Raw genomic sequence first — 17,177 nt, forward strand, 5'->3', positions numbered from 1 at the left:
GACCAGCCCCAAGGCTGGTCTTTTGAGTATTATTAATTGTCTGTTTCTACGAATCGTCCCAGGATGTGGACATTTTCGGATACAGAGACAAAGGCTGTCGGATCGACCTGTTTCATGATGTGTTTAAAATCATTAAACTCTGCTCGCGTGATAACCGTAATCAAGACTGCTTTTCTCTCATGATTATAGGTTCCTTCTGCATCGTGGATCATGGTTGCTCCACGGTGCAATTTTTTATGGATTTTTGCGATTACCTTGTCAGGATTATTGGTCACAATCATGGCCTGCATGCGTTTTTGCTTGGTAAAGACCGCATCTGTAACACGGCTGGAGACAAAGATGGTAATCATGGAGTAAAGGGCGTATTTCCAACCAAAGGTTAGACCTGCTATCAGCATAATCGTCCCATTCACTAAGAAAGAAATACTACCGACATTTCTCCCTGTTTTCTTTCGAATGGTGAGACTGACGATATCTGTACCTCCGCTAGAAATATTGTTACGGAGCGCAAAACCAATCCCCAAGCCCATGACAACACCCCCAAAAAGGGCATTGATAATGGGATCCTCTGTCAAGGTCATAACTGGTACAATCTGGATAAAGAGGGAACTCATGGATACTGTGATAAAGGTAAAGATTGTAAACTTATGCCCAATCTGATACCAAGCCAAAATCATCAACGGAAAATTGATAGCATAAAAGGTTAGCGATATCGGTATGTAAAAACCAAACCAGTGATTACTCAAGGCAGAGATAATCTGTGCCAGACCCGTCGCGCCACTGGAGTAAACGTGTCCTGGTTGAAAAAAGAAATTGACTGCTACTGCTGACAAAAAGCCATAAACCAGAGAAGCCGATACTTTCTCATCATATTTTTCCCGAGAGATACTTTGTAAAACTCGTAAGATTTTTATCTGATAAGCAAAGCGGCGCAGGTAATAGCGCCACCGCTTAATTCGTTTTGCTTGTTTCATCTTCTTCTACTTGTAAGCTGAGTTCCTCTAGTTGTTTGAGAGCGACTGTTGATGGAGCTTGAGTCATTGGGTCGGTTGCCTTGTTGTTCTTAGGAAAGGCAATGACTTCACGGATATTTTCTTCTCCTGCTAAGAGCATCACAAAACGGTCAAGACCGATAGCCAAACCACCGTGTGGTGGGAAACCATAGTCCATGGCTTCAAGAAGGAAACCAAACTGGTCATTGGCTTCTTCAGCTGAGAAACCAAGAGCCTTGAACATGCGTTCTTGAAGGTCTTTTTGGTTGATACGAAGGCTACCACCACCAAGCTCATAACCGTTCAAGACGATATCATAAGCAATGGCACGAACCTTAGCCAAATCACCTTCTAATTCGTGAGCTGTTTCTTCCTGTGGAAGAGTGAACGGATGGTGGGCGCTCATGTAGCGACCTTCTTCTTCAGACCATTCAAACATTGGCCAGTCAACTACCCAAAGGAAGTTGAATTTATCGTTATCAATCAAGCCAAGCTCTTTGGCGATACGGCCACGAAGGGCGCCTAGTGTTGCATTGGCCACTTCAAGCGTATCCGCCACAAATAGAACCAAATCCTTATCTTCAAGACCAAGTGCTGCAGTCAATTCTGCTTGGATACCAGTTAAGAACTTGGCAACTGGTCCATTTAATTCTCCATCCACAACCTTGACCCAAGCAAGACCTTTGGCACCGTACTGTTTGGCTACTTCGGTCATCTTGTCGATGTCTTTACGTGAATAGTTGTCTGCAGCGCCTTTGACTACAATGGCTTTAACGGCAGGTGCTTCTGAGAAGACTTTAAAATCAACACCCTTGACAACTTCTGTCAGGTCCTGAAGCAACATGTCAAAACGAGTATCAGGTTTGTCAGAACCGTAAAGAGCCATCGCATCATCGTATTTCATACGAGGAAATGGAAGCGTCACTTCGATTCCTTTTGTTTCTTTCATGACGCGCGCAATCAAGCCTTCTGTGATATCTTGGATTTCTTGCTCCGTAAGGAAAGACGTTTCCAAGTCGACCTGGGTAAATTCAGGCTGACGGTCACCACGCAAGTCCTCGTCACGAAAACATTTGACGATTTGGTAATAGCGGTCGAAACCAGCATTCATCAAGAGCTGTTTGGTAATCTGTGGGCTTTGAGGAAGAGCGTAGAAATGCCCTTTATTGACACGAGATGGCACCAAATAGTCACGCGCCCCTTCTGGCGTTGATTTAGAAAGGAATGGCGTCTCCACATCGATAAACTCCAACTCATCCAAGTAGTTACGGATAGAGTGGGTCACCTTAGCACGAAGCTTAAGGTTTTCTAGCATTTCTGGACGACGAAGGTCAAGGTAACGGTAACGCAAACGTGTATCGTCATTGGCCTCAATCCCATCTTTAATCTCAAAAGGTGTTGTTTTAGCTGTATTCAGCACTGCCAGAGCTGTCACGTTCAACTCAACTGCACCCGTTGGCAACTTATCATTAGCTTGCTCACGCGCAGCGACTTGTCCAGTCACCTCAATGACAAACTCGCTACGAAGGCTTTCAGCTGTTGCCATGACCTCTGCAGAGACTTTTTCAGGGTTGATAACCAACTGCATAATCCCTTCACGGTCACGAAGGTCGATAAAGATCAAACCACCCAAGTCACGACGACGGCCAACCCATCCTTTCAAAGTAATTTCTTGTCCGATGTGTTCCTCACGAACACGACCAGCATACATACTACGTTTCATGTTTTCTCTCCTCTTTTATTCTGTTACTATTTTACCATAAAAGCGCAGGCTCTTCATGAAAATCAGCAGAAAAGTTTGATTGTCTTTAGAAATCAAAACGAACAGACAAAAAATCCGATGAAAACGTCATCGGATTCTCTGATTATGATTCTTAACCTTTTTTACGCTTTTCAGCAATCTCAGCTGCCTTTTTAGGTAGAACAATCTCCGTCGCATAAGCCGAAGCAAAACGCAAGATACCTGCAATAGGCGCAAAGACAATTGCTAGATAGTTGTAAAAGAAATCGCCTTTAAAGGCATAGGCAAGTGCCCCGATGATAAAGAAGAGAACGACCGCCTGTATCACTGCTAATAAAATTACTCGTTTCATGTGACCTCCTGACTCTATTATAGCATGAGTATCATCAAAAAGCCGATTAAATTATTCAAAGCGTGGAGAGAAATGCTGTAAAGAAGACCTTTTCGGTTCACATAAGCTAGACCCAAACTCAATCCCAGACTGGCATAAACTAAAAACTGTTGCAAAGTCCCTGGAAAATGAATCAAGGCAAAAAGCACACTAGATACGAGGAGAAACAGAGCTGTCTGTTTGCCGTTGTTCTGCTTAGGAAAGAGATAGCGCGCTAACATCCCTCTAAAGATGAGTTCTTCCGTCAGAGGAGCAAAGACCACTACCATAAAGAAACCAAATACAGGCTGAGCCACTGTCAGTTGAGATACGATTTGTTGATTGACTGACGGATCTTCTGGCAAAAAGAACTGGGCTGTAATCGCCACTAGCAAAACCAGAGTAGGCAACCAAATATAACGATTAAAAACCGTCGTCTGGATGCTAACCTTTTCTGTCTGATACCATCTGTAAACTCCATAAACATAGGCCCCTGACAGGGCGACATAAAGTGGCAAGACTCCAAAGATTGAAGCCCCTAGGTCAAGCGCTGATAAAGCCATACTCTGAACCAGACCATAGCCAAAGAAAAAGGATAGAACAGCTAGAAGAAACCAGCCAAGATTTTTAAGTAAGTTCATAAAGATCTCCTATTTTCCTTTATAACTATTTTTCAATACGAAGAGACTAGCTAATCCTAGTAAAAGGACCCATGCTAGCAAAAGACCAAGACTTCTCAAAGATAACTCTCCACCACCTGCTTTTAACAGACTTACCAATGGCCCAATGAAAGAATAGTCCAACAATTTTTGCGCAGTTGCATTTTGAACAGCAAGAGTGGGCAAGAAAGAGAAGATCAGCATAGGAAAAATACTATACACTTGCGCCTTAGACTGAGTATCTGATACTGCACCGATAAGAATGTTAAGAAAGATAATGCTGATAGTTGCCAGAAGCAGATAGAGACCATAGGTAAGAAAGTAGTTTGTCAAATCAACTTTAAGATATAGAGGGAGAACAACCATCGAAAAAAGCACCACTAGAAGAGGAAGAGCCATCATGCTCAGAGTATACTCCGTTGCTGTCACACCACTTAGTATGAGGGATTTAAGATTACGTTTTTCCTTGTCCTCAGCCATCATAATCGATACCATATAACCACTTCCCATACTCAAGACCATCGTCAAACTCATAGAGAGGAGAAACATAGTCAATTCTCCACTCTTGTTTAAGAACTCATTATATAGGATAGCAATACCAAAGGGCATCAATAATGTCGCTAACAAGGTTGAATTACTAATAAGAACTTGTAACCTTAACCAAAGAAGGGCATTTAATTTTCTAAACATCTAACTTTTCTCCTGTCAATCTAATAAAGATTTCCTCTAAAGTCGGTTCACAAGAATGAACAGCAATCAGATCTGTTGTATCCAGATGAGGCAATTCTTCAAAAGGAACCACTTGTTCGCGTCCATCTTGATAGCGTAAACGAACCTTTTTATCCTCATGGTATTTCTGGATAATCTCTTGTGGACTGCCATACTCAATCAAGTTTCCCTTATTTAAAAGAGAGAGGCGATCACAAAGCAAGGTTGCTTCATTCATATCGTGGGTTGTTAAGAAAATCGTTGTCCCAGCCTGCTTCAATTCTTGTAAGAGAGCATGAATCGATTTTGAGGTGGTAGGATCAAGACCACTTGTTGGCTCATCCAGAAAGAGGATTTTGGGAGCATTTAGAAGAGCACGAGCCAAGAACATCCGTTGTTTCATACCTGTGGATAGTTTTTCTGCGATAATGTTTTTGGCATCTGATAACCCAACTTGATCAAGTACTGTATCTACTCTAGAAGCTTTAAGACCATATAATTTTGCATAAATGAGCAGATTTTTATAGAGGTTCATCTTTTCATAAAAACCACTGGTATCACTAACAATCCCGATTTGTTCCAAATCATTTGAAGTCAAATTTCGAGAGGACTTCCCTAGGAGAACTGTCTCACCCTGATCTGCAGCTAACTGACCCGTCAGAACATTGATCATAGTTGTTTTACCAGAACCTGAAGGTCCTAGGAAGCCAAAAATTTCACCCTCCTGAATCTCGAAAGAAATCTGATGCAGAGCTTTCTTGCTTCCAAAACTTTTGCTTACATTTTCAACACGAATCATAGGAACTCCTTTTACTTAAAATAACGTTTTACCATAGGTAATTGCATCACATTGATATAAATATGGATCGCTCCTACAAGCAAGAAGGCTAGTAACTGAATCTCTCCTGTCAATAAAGAAAAGATAGCAATCAAAAAATAGAGACCTGGTAAGACATACTGATTTAATTGGAATAAAATTCGAAAACTTTGTTCCAAATTAGCCTGACGCTCCCCTTCATCATAGGAGTTTACGTAGTCCAAGACATCCTTTGGTGTAGAGAAGAATTCCAAATCAAACTGACGAACGATCGCAATGGTCTTATAGAGATATTTTTGAGCATTGAAAACCAACACTAATGCCAAAAAAGAAAGAGATAAGGTTAGGTGGCTTACATTTAGTACAATTACTTCACTTCCTGAAATGAATAGAGCCAAAAAAATCGCTACGCTTGCACTATTAAAAGCAATAGTTCCAAACTCGAGATTACGATACATTTGTACATAATAGGTTTCATTCAGATCATCATCCATTTCCTCTTGATACAAGGAGTGAAATTTTCTGCTTTTCTTTAAGAAATCAAAAGTCAAAAACATACTAATAAAACCTAACAGTAAACAAATAGATGATATCCATGGAATCACGGTTTTGACATCTAAAATGCTTCCATAGTTTTCGGTATAGGCCTTAAACATCCCTGCAAGCATGCCCAAGAAGCCTCCCAAGATCAAAGCCATTAAAAATAACAATTCACGTTTCTTTTTCATATTCATACTCTTTCTAAACTAAACCAATCCAACTAACCACTGACCAAATGCTTTCCCTGATTCATAAATAGCTGTTAAGCCTTCTGTTCCAAGTGACACCAAAATCAAACAAACAGAAAGTAAGAGAATAGCTTGATTTCTAGCTTTTTTTGCTCCATCTCCCAAGGGTTCATTCCTAAGCCAACCTGCTAGATAGGCATAGAGAGTTACTGTTATAATCCCAATCTCTGTCGAAGAGAGAAACAACAAGACTGCCACCAAACGAACGATATTGGCTTGAATGTTAAAATAATTTCCTAAACCCGCACAAACACCCGCAAGTTCTTTGTTCTCAGTATCTACTTGAAAACCTGCTAAAAACTCTTTCATATTCATTCTCCTTTTTCACTTGCTAGATTTTTGGATTTCTTTTCAATCCAGTCAACTACTGGGATGAGAGCAAAGTAGGCCCAAATAAATTGATTACTTTGATAGGGATTAAACCAGCCTAGGTCCATCCCAATCAGTAGAAATACGCTGACTAATAGAGCTATGGCAACTACATAATAGATTACTTTATACTTGTTCATCACTCATCCTCCTCTATCCGAAATACCGACTCGACTGGTTCATTGAATATCTGCGAAATCTTCAGGGCAATCACAATGGACGGGGTGTATTCGTCCCGTTCTAGTAGGCTAATGGTCTGTCTGGAAACTCCTGCTAACTTGGCCAGTTCGGTTTGATTGAGACCATCGCGAGCCCGAAGCTCTTTTAAACGATTTTTAAGCATTCCCTTCTCCTTTACTCTTAACTTGCTTATATTGTAACACATCTTTTTCTTTTTGACAAGTATGTTTGTCAAAAGGTTTATGATTTTTGTCATTTTGCAAAAGAAAACGGTCAGGAGCAAGGTCCTGACCAGTTTTTCTACTATTAAAAGCCTAATTTTTCAAAGATTTCTAAGAAATTTTGATTGATAGCATCAAGTGACACTTGCACTTCTTCTCGAGTTTGGTTGTTCTTAACCGTCACTTGTCCGCTTTCGACTTCACTCTCGCCTAGAGTAATAAGAGTCTTAGCCGCAAAGACATCGGCGGACTTGAACTGAGCTTTGAGCTTCCGGTTAAGGTAATCACGCTCTGCTTTAAAACCTTGTTGGCGAAGGGCTTGTACCAATTCCAAGGCCTTAACATTTGCTCCTTCACCCAAGACTGCGATATAGATATCTAGGGCGTTTTCAATAGGAAGGGCCACACCTTGCTTTTCAAGGATGAGAAGCAGGCGCTCTACACCAAGTCCAAAACCAAATCCAGCAGTTTCAGGACCACCAAAGTAGGCAACCAAGCCATCGTAGCGACCACCCGCACAGACGGTCAAGTCATTGCCCTCGATCTCAGTGATAAACTCGAAAATGGTGTGGTTGTAGTAGTCCAGACCACGCACCATATTGGTATCGATGATATAGTCTACACCCAGATTTTCCAACATCTGACGGACGGTATCAAAATGAGCTTGGCTTTCTTCATCAAGGAAGTCCAAGATAGACGGTGCATTTTCTACTGCCACCTTGTCTTCTTTTTCCTTAGAGTCCAAGACACGGAGAGGATTTTCCTCCAAACGACGTTGGCTATCCTTAGACAAGGTCTCCTTGATCGGTGTCAAATAGTCGATCAAGGCCTGACGATAAGCCGCACGACTCTCAGGATTTCCGAGAGTGTTGAGGTGTAATTTGACACCTTGGATGCCGATTTCTTTCAAGAAATGAGCTGCCATAGCGATGGTTTCCACATCGGTAGCTGGATTGCTAGAGCCAAAGCACTCGACACCAATCTGGTGGAACTGGCGCAAACGACCTGCCTGTGGACGCTCATAACGGAACATAGGGCCCATGTAATAGAACTTACTTGGCTTTTGCACTTCTGGGGCAAAGAGTTTATTTTCCACATAAGAGCGGACAACGGGCGCAGTTCCTTCTGGACGGAGGGTGATATGACGGTCACCCTTGTCATAGAAATCGTACATTTCCTTGGTTACGATATCCGTTGTATCTCCGACAGAGCGACTGATGACCTCGTAATGCTCAAAAATAGGCGTGCGCACTTCTGCATAGTTATAGCGCTTGAAAATTTCACGGGCAAAGCCCTCAACATACTGCCACTTGGCAGACTCAGCAGGTAAAATATCCTGCGTTCCTTTTGGTTTTTGTAATTTCATAGGGAATCCTCTTTAAACTTAATAGTCTTATTTTACCATAAATAAAGGGATTAAAACAGTGAGAGTAGAAAATCTCAAGAGAGTCTTTTTCAGAAAATTCATCAAAAACTTGCCAAATTGTCAGAATTATGAGAAAATAGAGGATATTTATCACGTGGAGGGACTGTTATGAGAGATGATATCAAAATCAATGACCGCGCTTTGGCCTTACAAGACCAAATTATCGAAAAACTAGAGAAGGTTTTTGATACAGATGTGGAATTGGATGTGTACAATCTGGGCTTGATTTATGAAATCAATCTGGATGAAACGGGTCTCTGTAAGATTGTCATGACCTTCACCGATACTGCCTGTGATTGTGCAGAAAGTTTGCCTATCGAAATCGTCGCAGGTCTGAAACAAATCGAGGGTATCGAAGATGTCAAGGTTGAAGTCACTTGGTCGCCTGCCTGGAAGATCACACGAATCAGTCGCTACGGCCGTATTGCCCTTGGACTGCCACCTCGTTAACGAGGCAAATCACTTTTGAAGATAAAAAGAAGCAAGCCGAAGATGGCTTGCTTTTTGATACTCAATGAAAATCAAAGAGCAAACTAGGAAACTAGCCGCAGGCTGTACTTGAGTACGGCAAGGCGACGTTGACGTGGTTTGAATTTGATTTTCGAAGAGTATGAGTTTATTTTTTACCTGACTTGTCCATATTCCAGAAGTCTGTCACAGCTCCGCGTGAAGCAGATGATACGATATGGGCATATTTACCAAGGACACCACGGCTGTAAAGTGGTGGCAAGGTTGTTTCTGCCTTGCGTTTTTCAAGTTCTTCTTCGGATACGGCCATGGAAATTTCTTTGGTATCTTGGTCAACCGTAACGATGTCACCTGTACGAAGGTAGGCAATCGGTCCACCATCCTGAGCTTCAGGAGCGATATGTCCCACAACCAGACCATAAGTACCACCAGAGAAACGGCCATCCGTCAAGAGAGCAACCTTGTCTCCTTGACCTTTACCAACGATCATGGATGAAAGCGACAGCATCTCAGGCATACCAGGACCACCCTTAGGTCCCACGAAACGAACAACGACTACATCGCCATCAACGATTTCATCTGTCAGAACAGCCTGAATAGCATCTTCTTCTGAGTCAAAGACCTTAGCTGGTCCAACGTGGCGACGCACTTTAACACCTGATACCTTGGCAACCGCTCCATCAGGGGCAAGGTTCCCGTTCAAGATGATAAGCGGACCATCTGCACGTTTTGGATTTTCAAGTGGCATGATGACTTTTTGACCTGGTGTGAGGTCTGCAAAGTCAGCCAAGTTTTCAGCGACTGTCTTACCAGTACATGTAATACGGTCGCCATGAAGGAAACCATTTGCCAAGAGGTATTTCATAACCGCAGGCACACCACCGACTTCATAGAGGTCTTGGAAGACATACTGACCAGATGGTTTCAAGTCGGCCAAGTGAGGCACACGTTCTTGGATCGTATTGAAGTCCTCAAGTGACAAGTCAACATTAGCCGCATGGGCAATGGCAAGCAAGTGAAGAGTGGCATTTGTAGAACCACCGAGAGCCATGGTTACAGTGATGGCATCTTCAAAGGCTTCACGAGTCAAGATATCTGATGGTTTGAGACCAAGTTCCAGCATCCTAACCACAGCTCGTCCTGCTGCTTCGATATCTTCTTTCTTGTCAGCTGATTCAGCTGGGTGAGATGAAGATCCTGGCAAACTCATACCTAGAACTTCAATAGCAGTCGCCATGGTATTAGCTGTATACATACCACCACAGCCACCAGGGCCAGGGCAGGCATTACATTCGAGACGTTTCACGTCCTCAGCTGTCATGTCACCGTGGTTCCATTTTCCGATTCCCTCAAAGACAGAAACCAAGTCAATGTCTTTGCCATCAAGATTTCCCGGTGCAATAGTACCACCATAGGCGAAAATAGCTGGAATATCCATGTTGGCAATAGCAATCATAGAACCAGGCATGTTCTTGTCACAGCCACCGATAGCAACGAAGGCATCGACGTTGTGACCACCCATCGCCGCCTCGATAGAGTCCGCAATGATATCACGAGATGTTAGAGAGAAACGCATACCAGGCGTTCCCATGGCAATCCCGTCCGCTACGGTAATGGTTCCAAACTGTACCGGCCAAGCTCCCGCAGATTTGACACCTTCTTTAGCCAATTTCCCGAAATCATGCAAGTGAATGTTACATGGTGTATTTTCCGCCCAAGTCGAAATCACTCCCACAATCGGTGTTTCAAAGTCCTTATCTGTCATACCAGTCGCACGAAGCATGGCACGGTTTGGTGATTTAACCATGCTGTCATAAATGCTACTGCGGTGACGTTTATCTAATTCAGTCATCTTATCCCTCCCATTTCAGTTTTTACTATTATAGCACATTTTAAAGGCAATGAACAGAAGAAAATTCTTGAATTTTCAGAAAATTTCGATTAATTTGATTGAATGACTTCTAATTTTTTCATCTTTTTTTGTCAAGTAACTTTACTTTACAAAAAAAATGTGTTATTCTAATATGGTTGATGAAAATCACTAGATTGAATCGAATTTAAATACCTAAAGGAGAAAAGAAAATGGCAGTACCTGCACGTCGCACTTCAAAAGCGAAGAAAAACAAACGTCGTACACACTACAAAGTAACAGCTCCATCTGTAAACTTTGACGAAACTACTGGAGATTACTCACGTTCTCACCGTGTATCACTTAAAGGATACTACAAAGGACGTAAGATTGCTAAAGCTGCATCAGCTGAATAATAGAAGGGAGATACCATGCGCGTAAATATCACACTTGAACATAAAGAATCTGGTGAACGCTTGTACCTTACTTCTAAAAACAAACGTAACACTCCAGACCGTCTTCAATTGAAGAAATACTCACCAAAACTTCGCAAACACGTAGTGTTTACAGAGGTTAAATAAGCACATCTAACTCAAAACGCCTTACTGGGCGTTTTTTGCTTTATTGGTTAGCAATCTATAGCTTTTCAGGAGAGATTTATGGCATTTTATCTTTGGATGTTCCCTCTACTCTTTATCTTTCACGATATGGAAGAAATTATCGGTCTTGTCCCTTGGATTCATCTCAACGAAACCTTGCTGGCCCAAAAGGCTCCAACTATTCTCAAAATCCACAAAGAAATGACAACAGAGGGATTTGCCCTTGCTGTTTTTGAGGAGTTTATTCTTGTCTTATCCATCACTTTATTAGCGTATTTTACTCAATCTAGAGCGCTCGAATTAGTTTGGTTAGGAGGATTTGTGGCCTTTGCACTCCATCTCTTGCTCCATATTGGACAATCAATTCTTCTCTGTAAGTATATCCCTGCTCTCATCACTTCTATCCTTTGTTTTCCTGTCAGTGCTTATTTGATTACAGACATCGTGCATTTGTGGCAGGTTTCGACTAGCGAATTTTTCCTATTTTCACTGGTCGGTTCAGGCATCGTCGTCATCAATCTCCTCTTTGCTCTCTGGCTTGGGAAAAAGTATTCCACCTGGCTCATCCATTACCATTAACGAAAGTTCCTTGCAATTTCAATTTGCAGGGAATTTTTTTATCCTCCTTCACAGTTAAGAAGTGTTCTATAGTTTTTTAAGACAAAGCAAAAAGCCCACTGTTGTAGGCTTTCTGTAAGATATTTCTTAAAATTAAAGCATTTTGTTGTAGAATTCAACGACAAGTGCTTCGTTGATTTCTGGGTTGATTTCGTCGCGTTCTGGCAAGCGAGTCAATGAACCTTCCAATTTCTCAGCATCGAATGATACGAATGCTGGACGTCCAAGAGTAGCTTCTACTGCTTCAAGGATTGCTGGAACTTTCAATGATTTTTCACGAACTGAGATCACTTGACCTGGAGTTACGCGGTATGATGGGATATCAACGCGTTTTCCGTCAACAAGGATGTGGCCATGGTTTACGAATTGACGAGCTTGACGACGAGTAGTCGCAAGGCCAAGACGGTAAACAACGTTATCCAAACGGCGTTCCAAAAGAAGCATGAAGTTGAAACCTAGGATTCCGCCTTTGATTTTTGTAGCTTGTACGAACAAGTTACGGAATTGTTTTTCACCTACACCGTAAGTGAAACGAAGTTTTTGTTTTTCAGCCAATTGCAAACCGTATTCTGACAATTTAGAACGGTTGTTTGGTCCGTGTTGTCCTGGTACGTAGTTACGACGTGCCAATTCTTTACCTGTACCTGTAAGTGAAAGGCCAAGGCGACGAGCTTGTTTCCAAGATGGTCCTGTATAACGTGACATGTGAATGTCCTCCTGATATAAATAATATTTCGGTGGAAATAGTCACTTAGAAAGCCCTGATTCGTGCAGATGCCCTTCGCCTAAACAGCCAAGGTTACTTGTCATAAGACACCTGTTGACGAGCTTCATGCTTTCCTGCTGCTATTTCACACAAAGGCTATTGTACCATGAAAAGCTAGATTTGTAAAGGGGTTTTACGCCTTTATTTCAAACTAAGGCTGAATGTAAACTTGCTTCCTAAGCCATACTGACTTTCTGCTGTGATTTCGCCACCAAGCTGATGGGCTAGTTCGCGTGCAATCGCAAGTCCTAATCCATGTCCACCTGTCTTCATATTGCGCGAAGTTTCTACACGATAAAGTCGTTTAAAGATCTTTTCCAAATCTTCAGGAAGGATCCCCTGACCCTCGTCTTTCACACTGATTGTCAGCTCTTGTTCTGTTAATTGGGCAAGAACCTCGATTCTGGTTCCTGGTTCTGAATATTTAAAGGCATTGTTTAACAAATTGACCAGAATACGAGAAAGTTTGTCAGAATGGCTCTTGATTTTCGCTGACTCAGGTGATACTTGAATGTAAACATCTCGCTCCTCTTGTTCAATCTGGAGTTGAAATTCACTCATTGACTCAATCAGCAACTGATCTAAAAAGACCTCTTCAACTTCTTCATCAGCAGTATCTTGAGGTTGTGTGTTAAGAGTCAAAACATCCAACTCCTCCACCAGCTTATTTAGACGCTCAGTTTGCCGACCAATCGTGGCTAAGTAGTGGAGCCGCTCCTCTTCCTTAATCACTCCATCTAGAATTCCCTCCACAGTAACCTGAATGGAGGTAATGGGAGTTTTAATATCGTGAGAGAGCTGCGCAATCATCATTCTCTTTTCTTGCTCGCTCTCATCAAGTGATTGAAAGGTGGCTTGCAAATTGTGGGACATGTCATTAAAAGCCTGGCCCAGCTCTTGAAATTCTAATGGTCCTTTGGTTTCAATTTCTGTGCTGAAATCCTTACTGGCTATATCCTGCGCTTGTTTTTTCAAATGTTTCAGAGAAGAGAACACAGGCGACAAAAGAAAGATGCTCACTGCAGCACCAATGAAACTAGCAATCAAGGTCATTCCAACTAGAAAGTAAACTTCACTTTTCTCAATCAACATTCGTTGGACTGCCCAGAAAACGACCAAAATCGTTAGTAGAGTCGACACTAGATACCCCACTAGAATATAGTTTTTTAATTTCATTTTCTACCTCTTGGTTTTTCCATCTTATAGCCCAAACCCCAGACAGTTTTGATAGCAGGAGCATTTGAATTTGTATACTTAGTCAACTCTTGCCTCAAAGCATGGATATGAACATTGAGTGTATTGGTATCATCCACATAGTCCTCTTGCCATACCTTCTCGTAAAGTTCCGTCTTTGAAAAGACTCTCTCAGGATTGCTTGCTAATACCCATAGAAGTTCAAAGGATTTTACTGTCAATTCCAAAGGTTGCTCCCCAATGCGAACCTCATGAGTCACATGGTTGATTACCAAATCACCAAACTCGATCTGTTCTGTCTCTCCTCCACGGCTAAGGCGACGCAAGATATTATTCACTCTTAAAACCAATTCGCGTGGGCTAAAGGGTTTGACTATAAAATCATCTGCCCCCAAACTTAATCCATAAATCTTATCCTGTTCGCTTGTCTTAGCAGTTGTAAAGAGGAAGGGTTGATCCGGAGCGATATACTGAACTTCACTGATAAAATCATAACCGTCCATATTGGGCATCATGATATCTGTGATAATGAGGTCGATAGATTTTTTTCTGAAAAGTTCTAATCCCTCCTTACCATCATGGGCGACCAAAACATCGTAACCTGCCTGTATAAGATAGCGGTTTTGAATATCTAGAATATCTATCTCATCATCAACCAGCAAAATTGTCTTTTTCATCTGACACTCCTTCGATAAAAACAGTGTTATACTTGCTTTAGTATAACACTATTTTCCCTAATGTTTAAGTGATTTGAATCTTAATCTTCTCGTTTGGTTGTCAAACCCAAGAGTCCAACAAGACCTGCCAAGGCTAGACCAAAGATACCAAGGCCGGCTGTAGCCGTTTTAGCTTCCCCAGTATTTGGTAGCATCGCTTTATCATCTTTTTTCATCATATTAGCCATTGGGCTAGAAGCTGGTTGATCGACCCTCATATCTGACATATGGTGATTTGTACCCATCATACCCTCAGTCATAGCTGTAGAGCCTGTTTCAGAAGGCTTCGTATTCATCTGACCTTGTTGAGATGGTATTGTCGCCATTTCTTTTCCACGAAGCTGAATCGTTACTTGACGAGTAGCGATAAGATTGGTCAAATCTGGTTTGCCATCTTTAGAACCATAGACTTTAACAGTAGCTAGATACGTATGGGTTCCGTTAGCTCGAAGTTGATCCAGCAAGGCTTGTCCTTCTTTGCCTGTCGTGTTACCATTCAAATCCACTTCGTAGAAATATTGGCCTTTAGCCAAGCCTTCAAGTGGCAATAGAGCAGGATTTTTAGCTGTTCCATTATCTGACCATGGGGCTTTGTCTGAGGCTTTTAACAAGAGGCGAGTCAACATACCATCTCCACCAAAAGCTTCGTATGGAATAACTTGGTTGACACCGGCCAAGAAAGGTCCAGGAACATTTGCTTTTTCAAGGTAGCTAGCCGGAACATCAATGCTATTTTTGATGTTATTAGCAACAGACTCTTTAACCTGATTTGGTGTGGTCAAGCCATTCAAATTAACAGTCAAATCTTTAGTCGCTACCAGATTAGTTAAGTCAGGCTTGCCGTCTTTTGCACCGTACACCTTGATGGTTGCCTTATAGCTTTGAGTGCCGTTTTGTTTTAAGAGGTTAAGCAGCTCTTTATCTGATTTTCCTTGGGTGCCTGCTAAATCCACTTCGTAGAAGTAAAGGCCTTTGCCCAATTTCTCTACCGGTGGGAGAGCGGGATTTTTAGCTGTTCCGTTGTCGGACCATGGAGCCTTATCGGATGCTTTCAAGATCAGGCGAGTCAACATGCCATCACCAGCAAAGAATTCGTATGGAATGACTTGGTTGACACCAGCTGTAAATGGACCTGGGAAATTGGCTCTATCCAAGTAAGAAGCTGGGACATCTACTGTGTCTTTGGTGTTGTCAGCCACACCCTTTTGCACTTCAGCTGGGGTGGTCAAGCCATTCAAGTTAACATCCAAATCTTTAGTCGCTACCAGATTAGTTAAGTCAGGCTTGCCGTCTTTTGCACCGTACACCTTGATAGTAGCTTTATAGCTTTGAGTTCCATTTTGTTTTAAAAGATCAAGCAACTCTTTGTCAGATTTACCTTGGGTTCCAGCCAAGTCTACTTCGTAGAAGTAAAGGCCTTTGCCCAATTTCTCTACTGGTGGGAGAGCGGGATTTTTAGCCGTTCCATTGTCTGACCATGGAGCCTTATCAGAGGCTTTCAAGATAAGACGAGTCAACATGCCATCTCCAGCGAAGAATTCATATGGAATGACTTGATTGACACCAGCTGTAAATGGTCCTGGGAAATTGGCTTTGTCAAGATAGCTAGCTGGGACATCTACTGTATCTTTTGTATTGTCAGCCACACCTTTTTGCACTTCAGCTGGAGTGGTCAAACCATTCAAGTTGACATCCAAATTTTTAGTTGCTACAAGGTTAGTTAAGTCAGGTTTGCCGTCTTTTGCACCGTACACCTTGATAGTAGCTTTATAGCTTTGTGTACCATTTTGTTTCAAAAGGTCAAGCAGCTCTTTGTCAGATTTACCTTGGGTGCCTGCTAAATCCACTTCGTAGAAGTAGAGGCCTTTGCCCAATTTCTCTACTGGTGAGAGAGCGGGATTTTTAGCTGTTCCGTTGTCTGACCATGGAGCCTTATCAGAGGCTTTCAAGATAAGGCGAGTCAACATACCATCTCCACCAAAGGCTTCGTATGGAATAACTTGGTTGACACCAGCTGTAAATGGACCTGGGAAATTAGCTCTATCCAAATAAGAAGCTGGGACATCTACTGTATCTTTGGTGTTGTCGGCCACACCTTTTTGTACTTCGGCTGGAGTGGTCGCTGATTTCGCTTCACTGGCTTCACGGTCTTGTCCAGAAACTGTAGACGCAGGACTTTTCACAGGTTTAACTGCATCTTCTGTTTGTTTCTTAGAATCTGGCTTTGCTTGCATTTCTTCTTTTGGTGCTACTACTGGCTCTTTAGCAGTTGCGTCCGCTTTTTCTGAAGAGTTTGTCGTATCCTCACTTGCTTTAGGTGTTGGAATAGACTGTTCTGAAGGAAGAGCTACATCGACTGCTTTTTTGAGAACCTCTGCTGGTAAGTCGCTCTTTTCACTCACCGAAGCAGCGTCTGGCACGACTTGGGCAGGAGTCGGATTGACGACATCAGCACGCGCAGAACTTGGTTGACCGACTAGGACAAAGAAGCCACTGGCCACAACAACTGAAGCAACACCGACACTAAGACGGCGAATTGACCAACGAGTATATCTCTGATTTGGATTGAATTTCATAGGATTCTCCTTAGAGTTTTCTTTTTTTTATGACTCTAGTATAATCTCCTAAAATTAAAAAGGATTAAGAAAAAGTTAAAATTTTTCTTAAATCCCTCTTATAAAATACTTATATTGACT

20 protein-coding genes are annotated in these 17,177 nt (G+C 42.1%); 4 read left to right on the plus strand and 16 right to left on the minus strand.

All coding sequences use genetic code 11. The features are described 5' to 3' along the window. Positions 1-32 precede the first annotated feature (32 nt). From TZ92_RS02750 to hisS, 11 genes are all read right to left on the minus strand, one after another. Positions 33-974 carry a YitT family protein gene (locus tag TZ92_RS02750; RefSeq protein WP_000806295.1) on the minus strand — a complete coding sequence of 314 codons (942 nt, stop codon included), beginning with the start codon at positions 972-974 and terminating at the stop codon, positions 33-35. Continuing rightward, positions 952-2,715 carry an aspartate--tRNA ligase gene (aspS, locus tag TZ92_RS02755; RefSeq protein WP_033629197.1) on the minus strand — a complete coding sequence of 588 codons (1,764 nt, stop codon included), beginning with the start codon at positions 2,713-2,715 and terminating at the stop codon, positions 952-954. Before aspS ends, TZ92_RS02750 begins: the two co-directional genes overlap by 23 nt. Positions 2,716-2,866: 151 nt before the next feature. Further along, positions 2,867-3,085 carry a hypothetical protein gene (locus tag TZ92_RS02760; RefSeq protein WP_033629196.1) on the minus strand — a complete coding sequence of 73 codons (219 nt, stop codon included), beginning with the start codon at positions 3,083-3,085 and terminating at the stop codon, positions 2,867-2,869. 17 nt (positions 3,086-3,102) lie between these two features. Next, positions 3,103-3,744 carry a CPBP family intramembrane glutamic endopeptidase gene (locus tag TZ92_RS02765; protein WP_033629195.1) on the minus strand — a complete coding sequence of 214 codons (642 nt, stop codon included), beginning with the start codon at positions 3,742-3,744 and terminating at the stop codon, positions 3,103-3,105. A 9-nt stretch (positions 3,745-3,753) separates the two neighbouring features. Continuing rightward, positions 3,754-4,452 (minus strand): ABC transporter permease, encoded by a 699-nt coding sequence (locus TZ92_RS02770; protein WP_033629194.1) that lies wholly within the window; start codon positions 4,450-4,452, stop codon positions 3,754-3,756. Next, complete coding sequence (locus tag TZ92_RS02775; RefSeq protein ID WP_033629193.1) at positions 4,445-5,269, minus strand: ABC transporter ATP-binding protein; 825 nt, start codon at positions 5,267-5,269, stop codon at positions 4,445-4,447. The genes TZ92_RS02770 and TZ92_RS02775 overlap by 8 nt, the downstream gene beginning before the upstream one ends. An 11-nt stretch (positions 5,270-5,280) precedes the next feature. Beyond that, positions 5,281-6,015 carry a DUF3169 family protein gene (locus TZ92_RS02780; RefSeq protein WP_033629192.1) on the minus strand — a complete coding sequence of 245 codons (735 nt, stop codon included), beginning with the start codon at positions 6,013-6,015 and terminating at the stop codon, positions 5,281-5,283. Between the two features lie 18 nt (positions 6,016-6,033). Continuing rightward, positions 6,034-6,384, minus strand: a complete 351-nt coding sequence (locus TZ92_RS02785) for a PspC domain-containing protein (RefSeq protein ID WP_033629190.1) — start codon at positions 6,382-6,384, stop codon at positions 6,034-6,036. A gap of 2 nt (positions 6,385-6,386) precedes the next feature. Further along, positions 6,387-6,584, minus strand: coding sequence for a hypothetical protein (locus TZ92_RS02790; protein WP_033629189.1), 198 nt, complete (start codon positions 6,582-6,584; stop codon positions 6,387-6,389). Then, on the minus strand, positions 6,584-6,787 hold the full coding sequence (locus tag TZ92_RS02795) for a helix-turn-helix transcriptional regulator (RefSeq protein ID WP_000916947.1): 204 nt from the start codon (positions 6,785-6,787) through the stop codon (positions 6,584-6,586). Before TZ92_RS02795 ends, TZ92_RS02790 begins: the two co-directional genes overlap by 1 nt. Before the next feature lie 143 nt (positions 6,788-6,930). Further along, positions 6,931-8,211, minus strand: a complete 1,281-nt coding sequence (gene hisS / locus TZ92_RS02800) for a histidine--tRNA ligase (RefSeq protein WP_033629187.1) — start codon at positions 8,209-8,211, stop codon at positions 6,931-6,933. A gap of 168 nt (positions 8,212-8,379) precedes the next feature. Here hisS and TZ92_RS02805 point away from each other — a divergent pair, with 168 nt between their 5' ends. Continuing rightward, positions 8,380-8,721, plus strand: coding sequence for a metal-sulfur cluster assembly factor (locus tag TZ92_RS02805; RefSeq protein WP_001204052.1), 342 nt, complete (start codon positions 8,380-8,382; stop codon positions 8,719-8,721). Positions 8,722-8,887: 166 nt separating this feature from the next. On the opposite strand, the gene ilvD is transcribed toward TZ92_RS02805, so the two are convergent. After that, on the minus strand, positions 8,888-10,591 hold the full coding sequence (ilvD, locus tag TZ92_RS02810) for a dihydroxy-acid dehydratase (protein WP_033629186.1): 1,704 nt from the start codon (positions 10,589-10,591) through the stop codon (positions 8,888-8,890). A 230-nt stretch (positions 10,592-10,821) separates the two neighbouring features. On the opposite strand from ilvD, the gene rpmF reads away from it, so the two are divergent. The 3 genes from rpmF (at position 10,822) to TZ92_RS02825 (ending at position 11,766) form a co-directional block, all read left to right on the plus strand. Then, positions 10,822-11,004 (plus strand): 50S ribosomal protein L32, encoded by a 183-nt coding sequence (gene rpmF, locus TZ92_RS02815; protein ID WP_000290417.1) that lies wholly within the window; start codon positions 10,822-10,824, stop codon positions 11,002-11,004. A 15-nt stretch (positions 11,005-11,019) separates the two neighbouring features. Then, complete coding sequence (gene rpmG, locus TZ92_RS02820; protein WP_001265622.1) at positions 11,020-11,169, plus strand: 50S ribosomal protein L33; 150 nt, start codon at positions 11,020-11,022, stop codon at positions 11,167-11,169. Between the two features lie 78 nt (positions 11,170-11,247). Beyond that, positions 11,248-11,766, plus strand: coding sequence for an HXXEE domain-containing protein (locus tag TZ92_RS02825; protein WP_033629185.1), 519 nt, complete (start codon positions 11,248-11,250; stop codon positions 11,764-11,766). A gap of 132 nt (positions 11,767-11,898) precedes the next feature. On the opposite strand, the gene rpsD is transcribed toward TZ92_RS02825, so the two are convergent. The 4 genes from rpsD to TZ92_RS02845 form a co-directional block, all read right to left on the minus strand. Then, positions 11,899-12,510, minus strand: coding sequence for a 30S ribosomal protein S4 (gene rpsD, locus TZ92_RS02830; RefSeq protein WP_000092756.1), 612 nt, complete (start codon positions 12,508-12,510; stop codon positions 11,899-11,901). A gap of 202 nt (positions 12,511-12,712) precedes the next feature. Then, positions 12,713-13,747: a sensor histidine kinase gene (locus TZ92_RS02835; protein ID WP_033629184.1), complete on the minus strand. Its 1,035-nt coding sequence runs from the start codon at positions 13,745-13,747 to the stop codon at positions 12,713-12,715. Beyond that, the gene (locus TZ92_RS02840) at positions 13,744-14,442 is read right to left on the minus strand and encodes a response regulator transcription factor (protein ID WP_045594563.1); all 699 of its coding nucleotides are present in this window, start codon (positions 14,440-14,442) and stop codon (positions 13,744-13,746) included. Before TZ92_RS02840 ends, TZ92_RS02835 begins: the two co-directional genes overlap by 4 nt. Positions 14,443-14,522: 80 nt before the next feature. Continuing rightward, entirely contained in the window at positions 14,523-17,057 is a 2,535-nt protein-coding gene (locus TZ92_RS02845) for an SSURE domain-containing protein (RefSeq protein ID WP_033629183.1), read from the minus strand. Between the last annotated feature and the right edge of the window lie 120 nt (positions 17,058-17,177).

The organism is Streptococcus oralis subsp. oralis, from assembly GCF_000960035.1.
Classification (GTDB): Bacteria; Bacillota; Bacilli; order Lactobacillales; family Streptococcaceae; genus Streptococcus; species Streptococcus oralis_G.

What these genes read in the sequence shown, in the direction of transcription:
- TZ92_RS02750 (WP_000806295.1), bottom strand. Translation starts at nt 974, where the DNA reads ATGAAACAAGCAAAACGAATTAAGCGGTGGCGCTATTACCTGCGCCGC.
- aspS (WP_033629197.1), bottom strand. Translation starts at nt 2,715, where the DNA reads ATGAAACGTAGTATGTATGCTGGTCGTGTTCGTGAGGAACACATCGGA.
- TZ92_RS02760 (WP_033629196.1), bottom strand. Translation starts at nt 3,085, where the DNA reads ATGAAACGAGTAATTTTATTAGCAGTGATACAGGCGGTCGTTCTCTTC.
- TZ92_RS02765 (WP_033629195.1), bottom strand. Translation starts at nt 3,744, where the DNA reads ATGAACTTACTTAAAAATCTTGGCTGGTTTCTTCTAGCTGTTCTATCC.
- TZ92_RS02770 (WP_033629194.1), bottom strand. Translation starts at nt 4,452, where the DNA reads ATGTTTAGAAAATTAAATGCCCTTCTTTGGTTAAGGTTACAAGTTCTT.
- TZ92_RS02775 (WP_033629193.1), bottom strand. Translation starts at nt 5,269, where the DNA reads ATGATTCGTGTTGAAAATGTAAGCAAAAGTTTTGGAAGCAAGAAAGCT.
- TZ92_RS02780 (WP_033629192.1), bottom strand. Translation starts at nt 6,015, where the DNA reads ATGAAAAAGAAACGTGAATTGTTATTTTTAATGGCTTTGATCTTGGGA.
- TZ92_RS02785 (WP_033629190.1), bottom strand. Translation starts at nt 6,384, where the DNA reads ATGAAAGAGTTTTTAGCAGGTTTTCAAGTAGATACTGAGAACAAAGAA.
- TZ92_RS02790 (WP_033629189.1), bottom strand. Translation starts at nt 6,584, where the DNA reads ATGAACAAGTATAAAGTAATCTATTATGTAGTTGCCATAGCTCTATTA.
- TZ92_RS02795 (WP_000916947.1), bottom strand. Translation starts at nt 6,787, where the DNA reads ATGCTTAAAAATCGTTTAAAAGAGCTTCGGGCTCGCGATGGTCTCAAT.
- hisS (WP_033629187.1), bottom strand. Translation starts at nt 8,211, where the DNA reads ATGAAATTACAAAAACCAAAAGGAACGCAGGATATTTTACCTGCTGAG.
- TZ92_RS02805 (WP_001204052.1), top strand. Translation starts at nt 8,380, where the DNA reads ATGAGAGATGATATCAAAATCAATGACCGCGCTTTGGCCTTACAAGAC.
- ilvD (WP_033629186.1), bottom strand. Translation starts at nt 10,591, where the DNA reads ATGACTGAATTAGATAAACGTCACCGCAGTAGCATTTATGACAGCATG.
- rpmF (WP_000290417.1), top strand. Translation starts at nt 10,822, where the DNA reads ATGGCAGTACCTGCACGTCGCACTTCAAAAGCGAAGAAAAACAAACGT.
- rpmG (WP_001265622.1), top strand. Translation starts at nt 11,020, where the DNA reads ATGCGCGTAAATATCACACTTGAACATAAAGAATCTGGTGAACGCTTG.
- TZ92_RS02825 (WP_033629185.1), top strand. Translation starts at nt 11,248, where the DNA reads ATGGCATTTTATCTTTGGATGTTCCCTCTACTCTTTATCTTTCACGAT.
- rpsD (WP_000092756.1), bottom strand. Translation starts at nt 12,510, where the DNA reads ATGTCACGTTATACAGGACCATCTTGGAAACAAGCTCGTCGCCTTGGC.
- TZ92_RS02835 (WP_033629184.1), bottom strand. Translation starts at nt 13,747, where the DNA reads ATGAAATTAAAAAACTATATTCTAGTGGGGTATCTAGTGTCGACTCTA.
- TZ92_RS02840 (WP_045594563.1), bottom strand. Translation starts at nt 14,442, where the DNA reads ATGAAAAAGACAATTTTGCTGGTTGATGATGAGATAGATATTCTAGAT.
- TZ92_RS02845 (WP_033629183.1), bottom strand. Translation starts at nt 17,057, where the DNA reads ATGAAATTCAATCCAAATCAGAGATATACTCGTTGGTCAATTCGCCGT.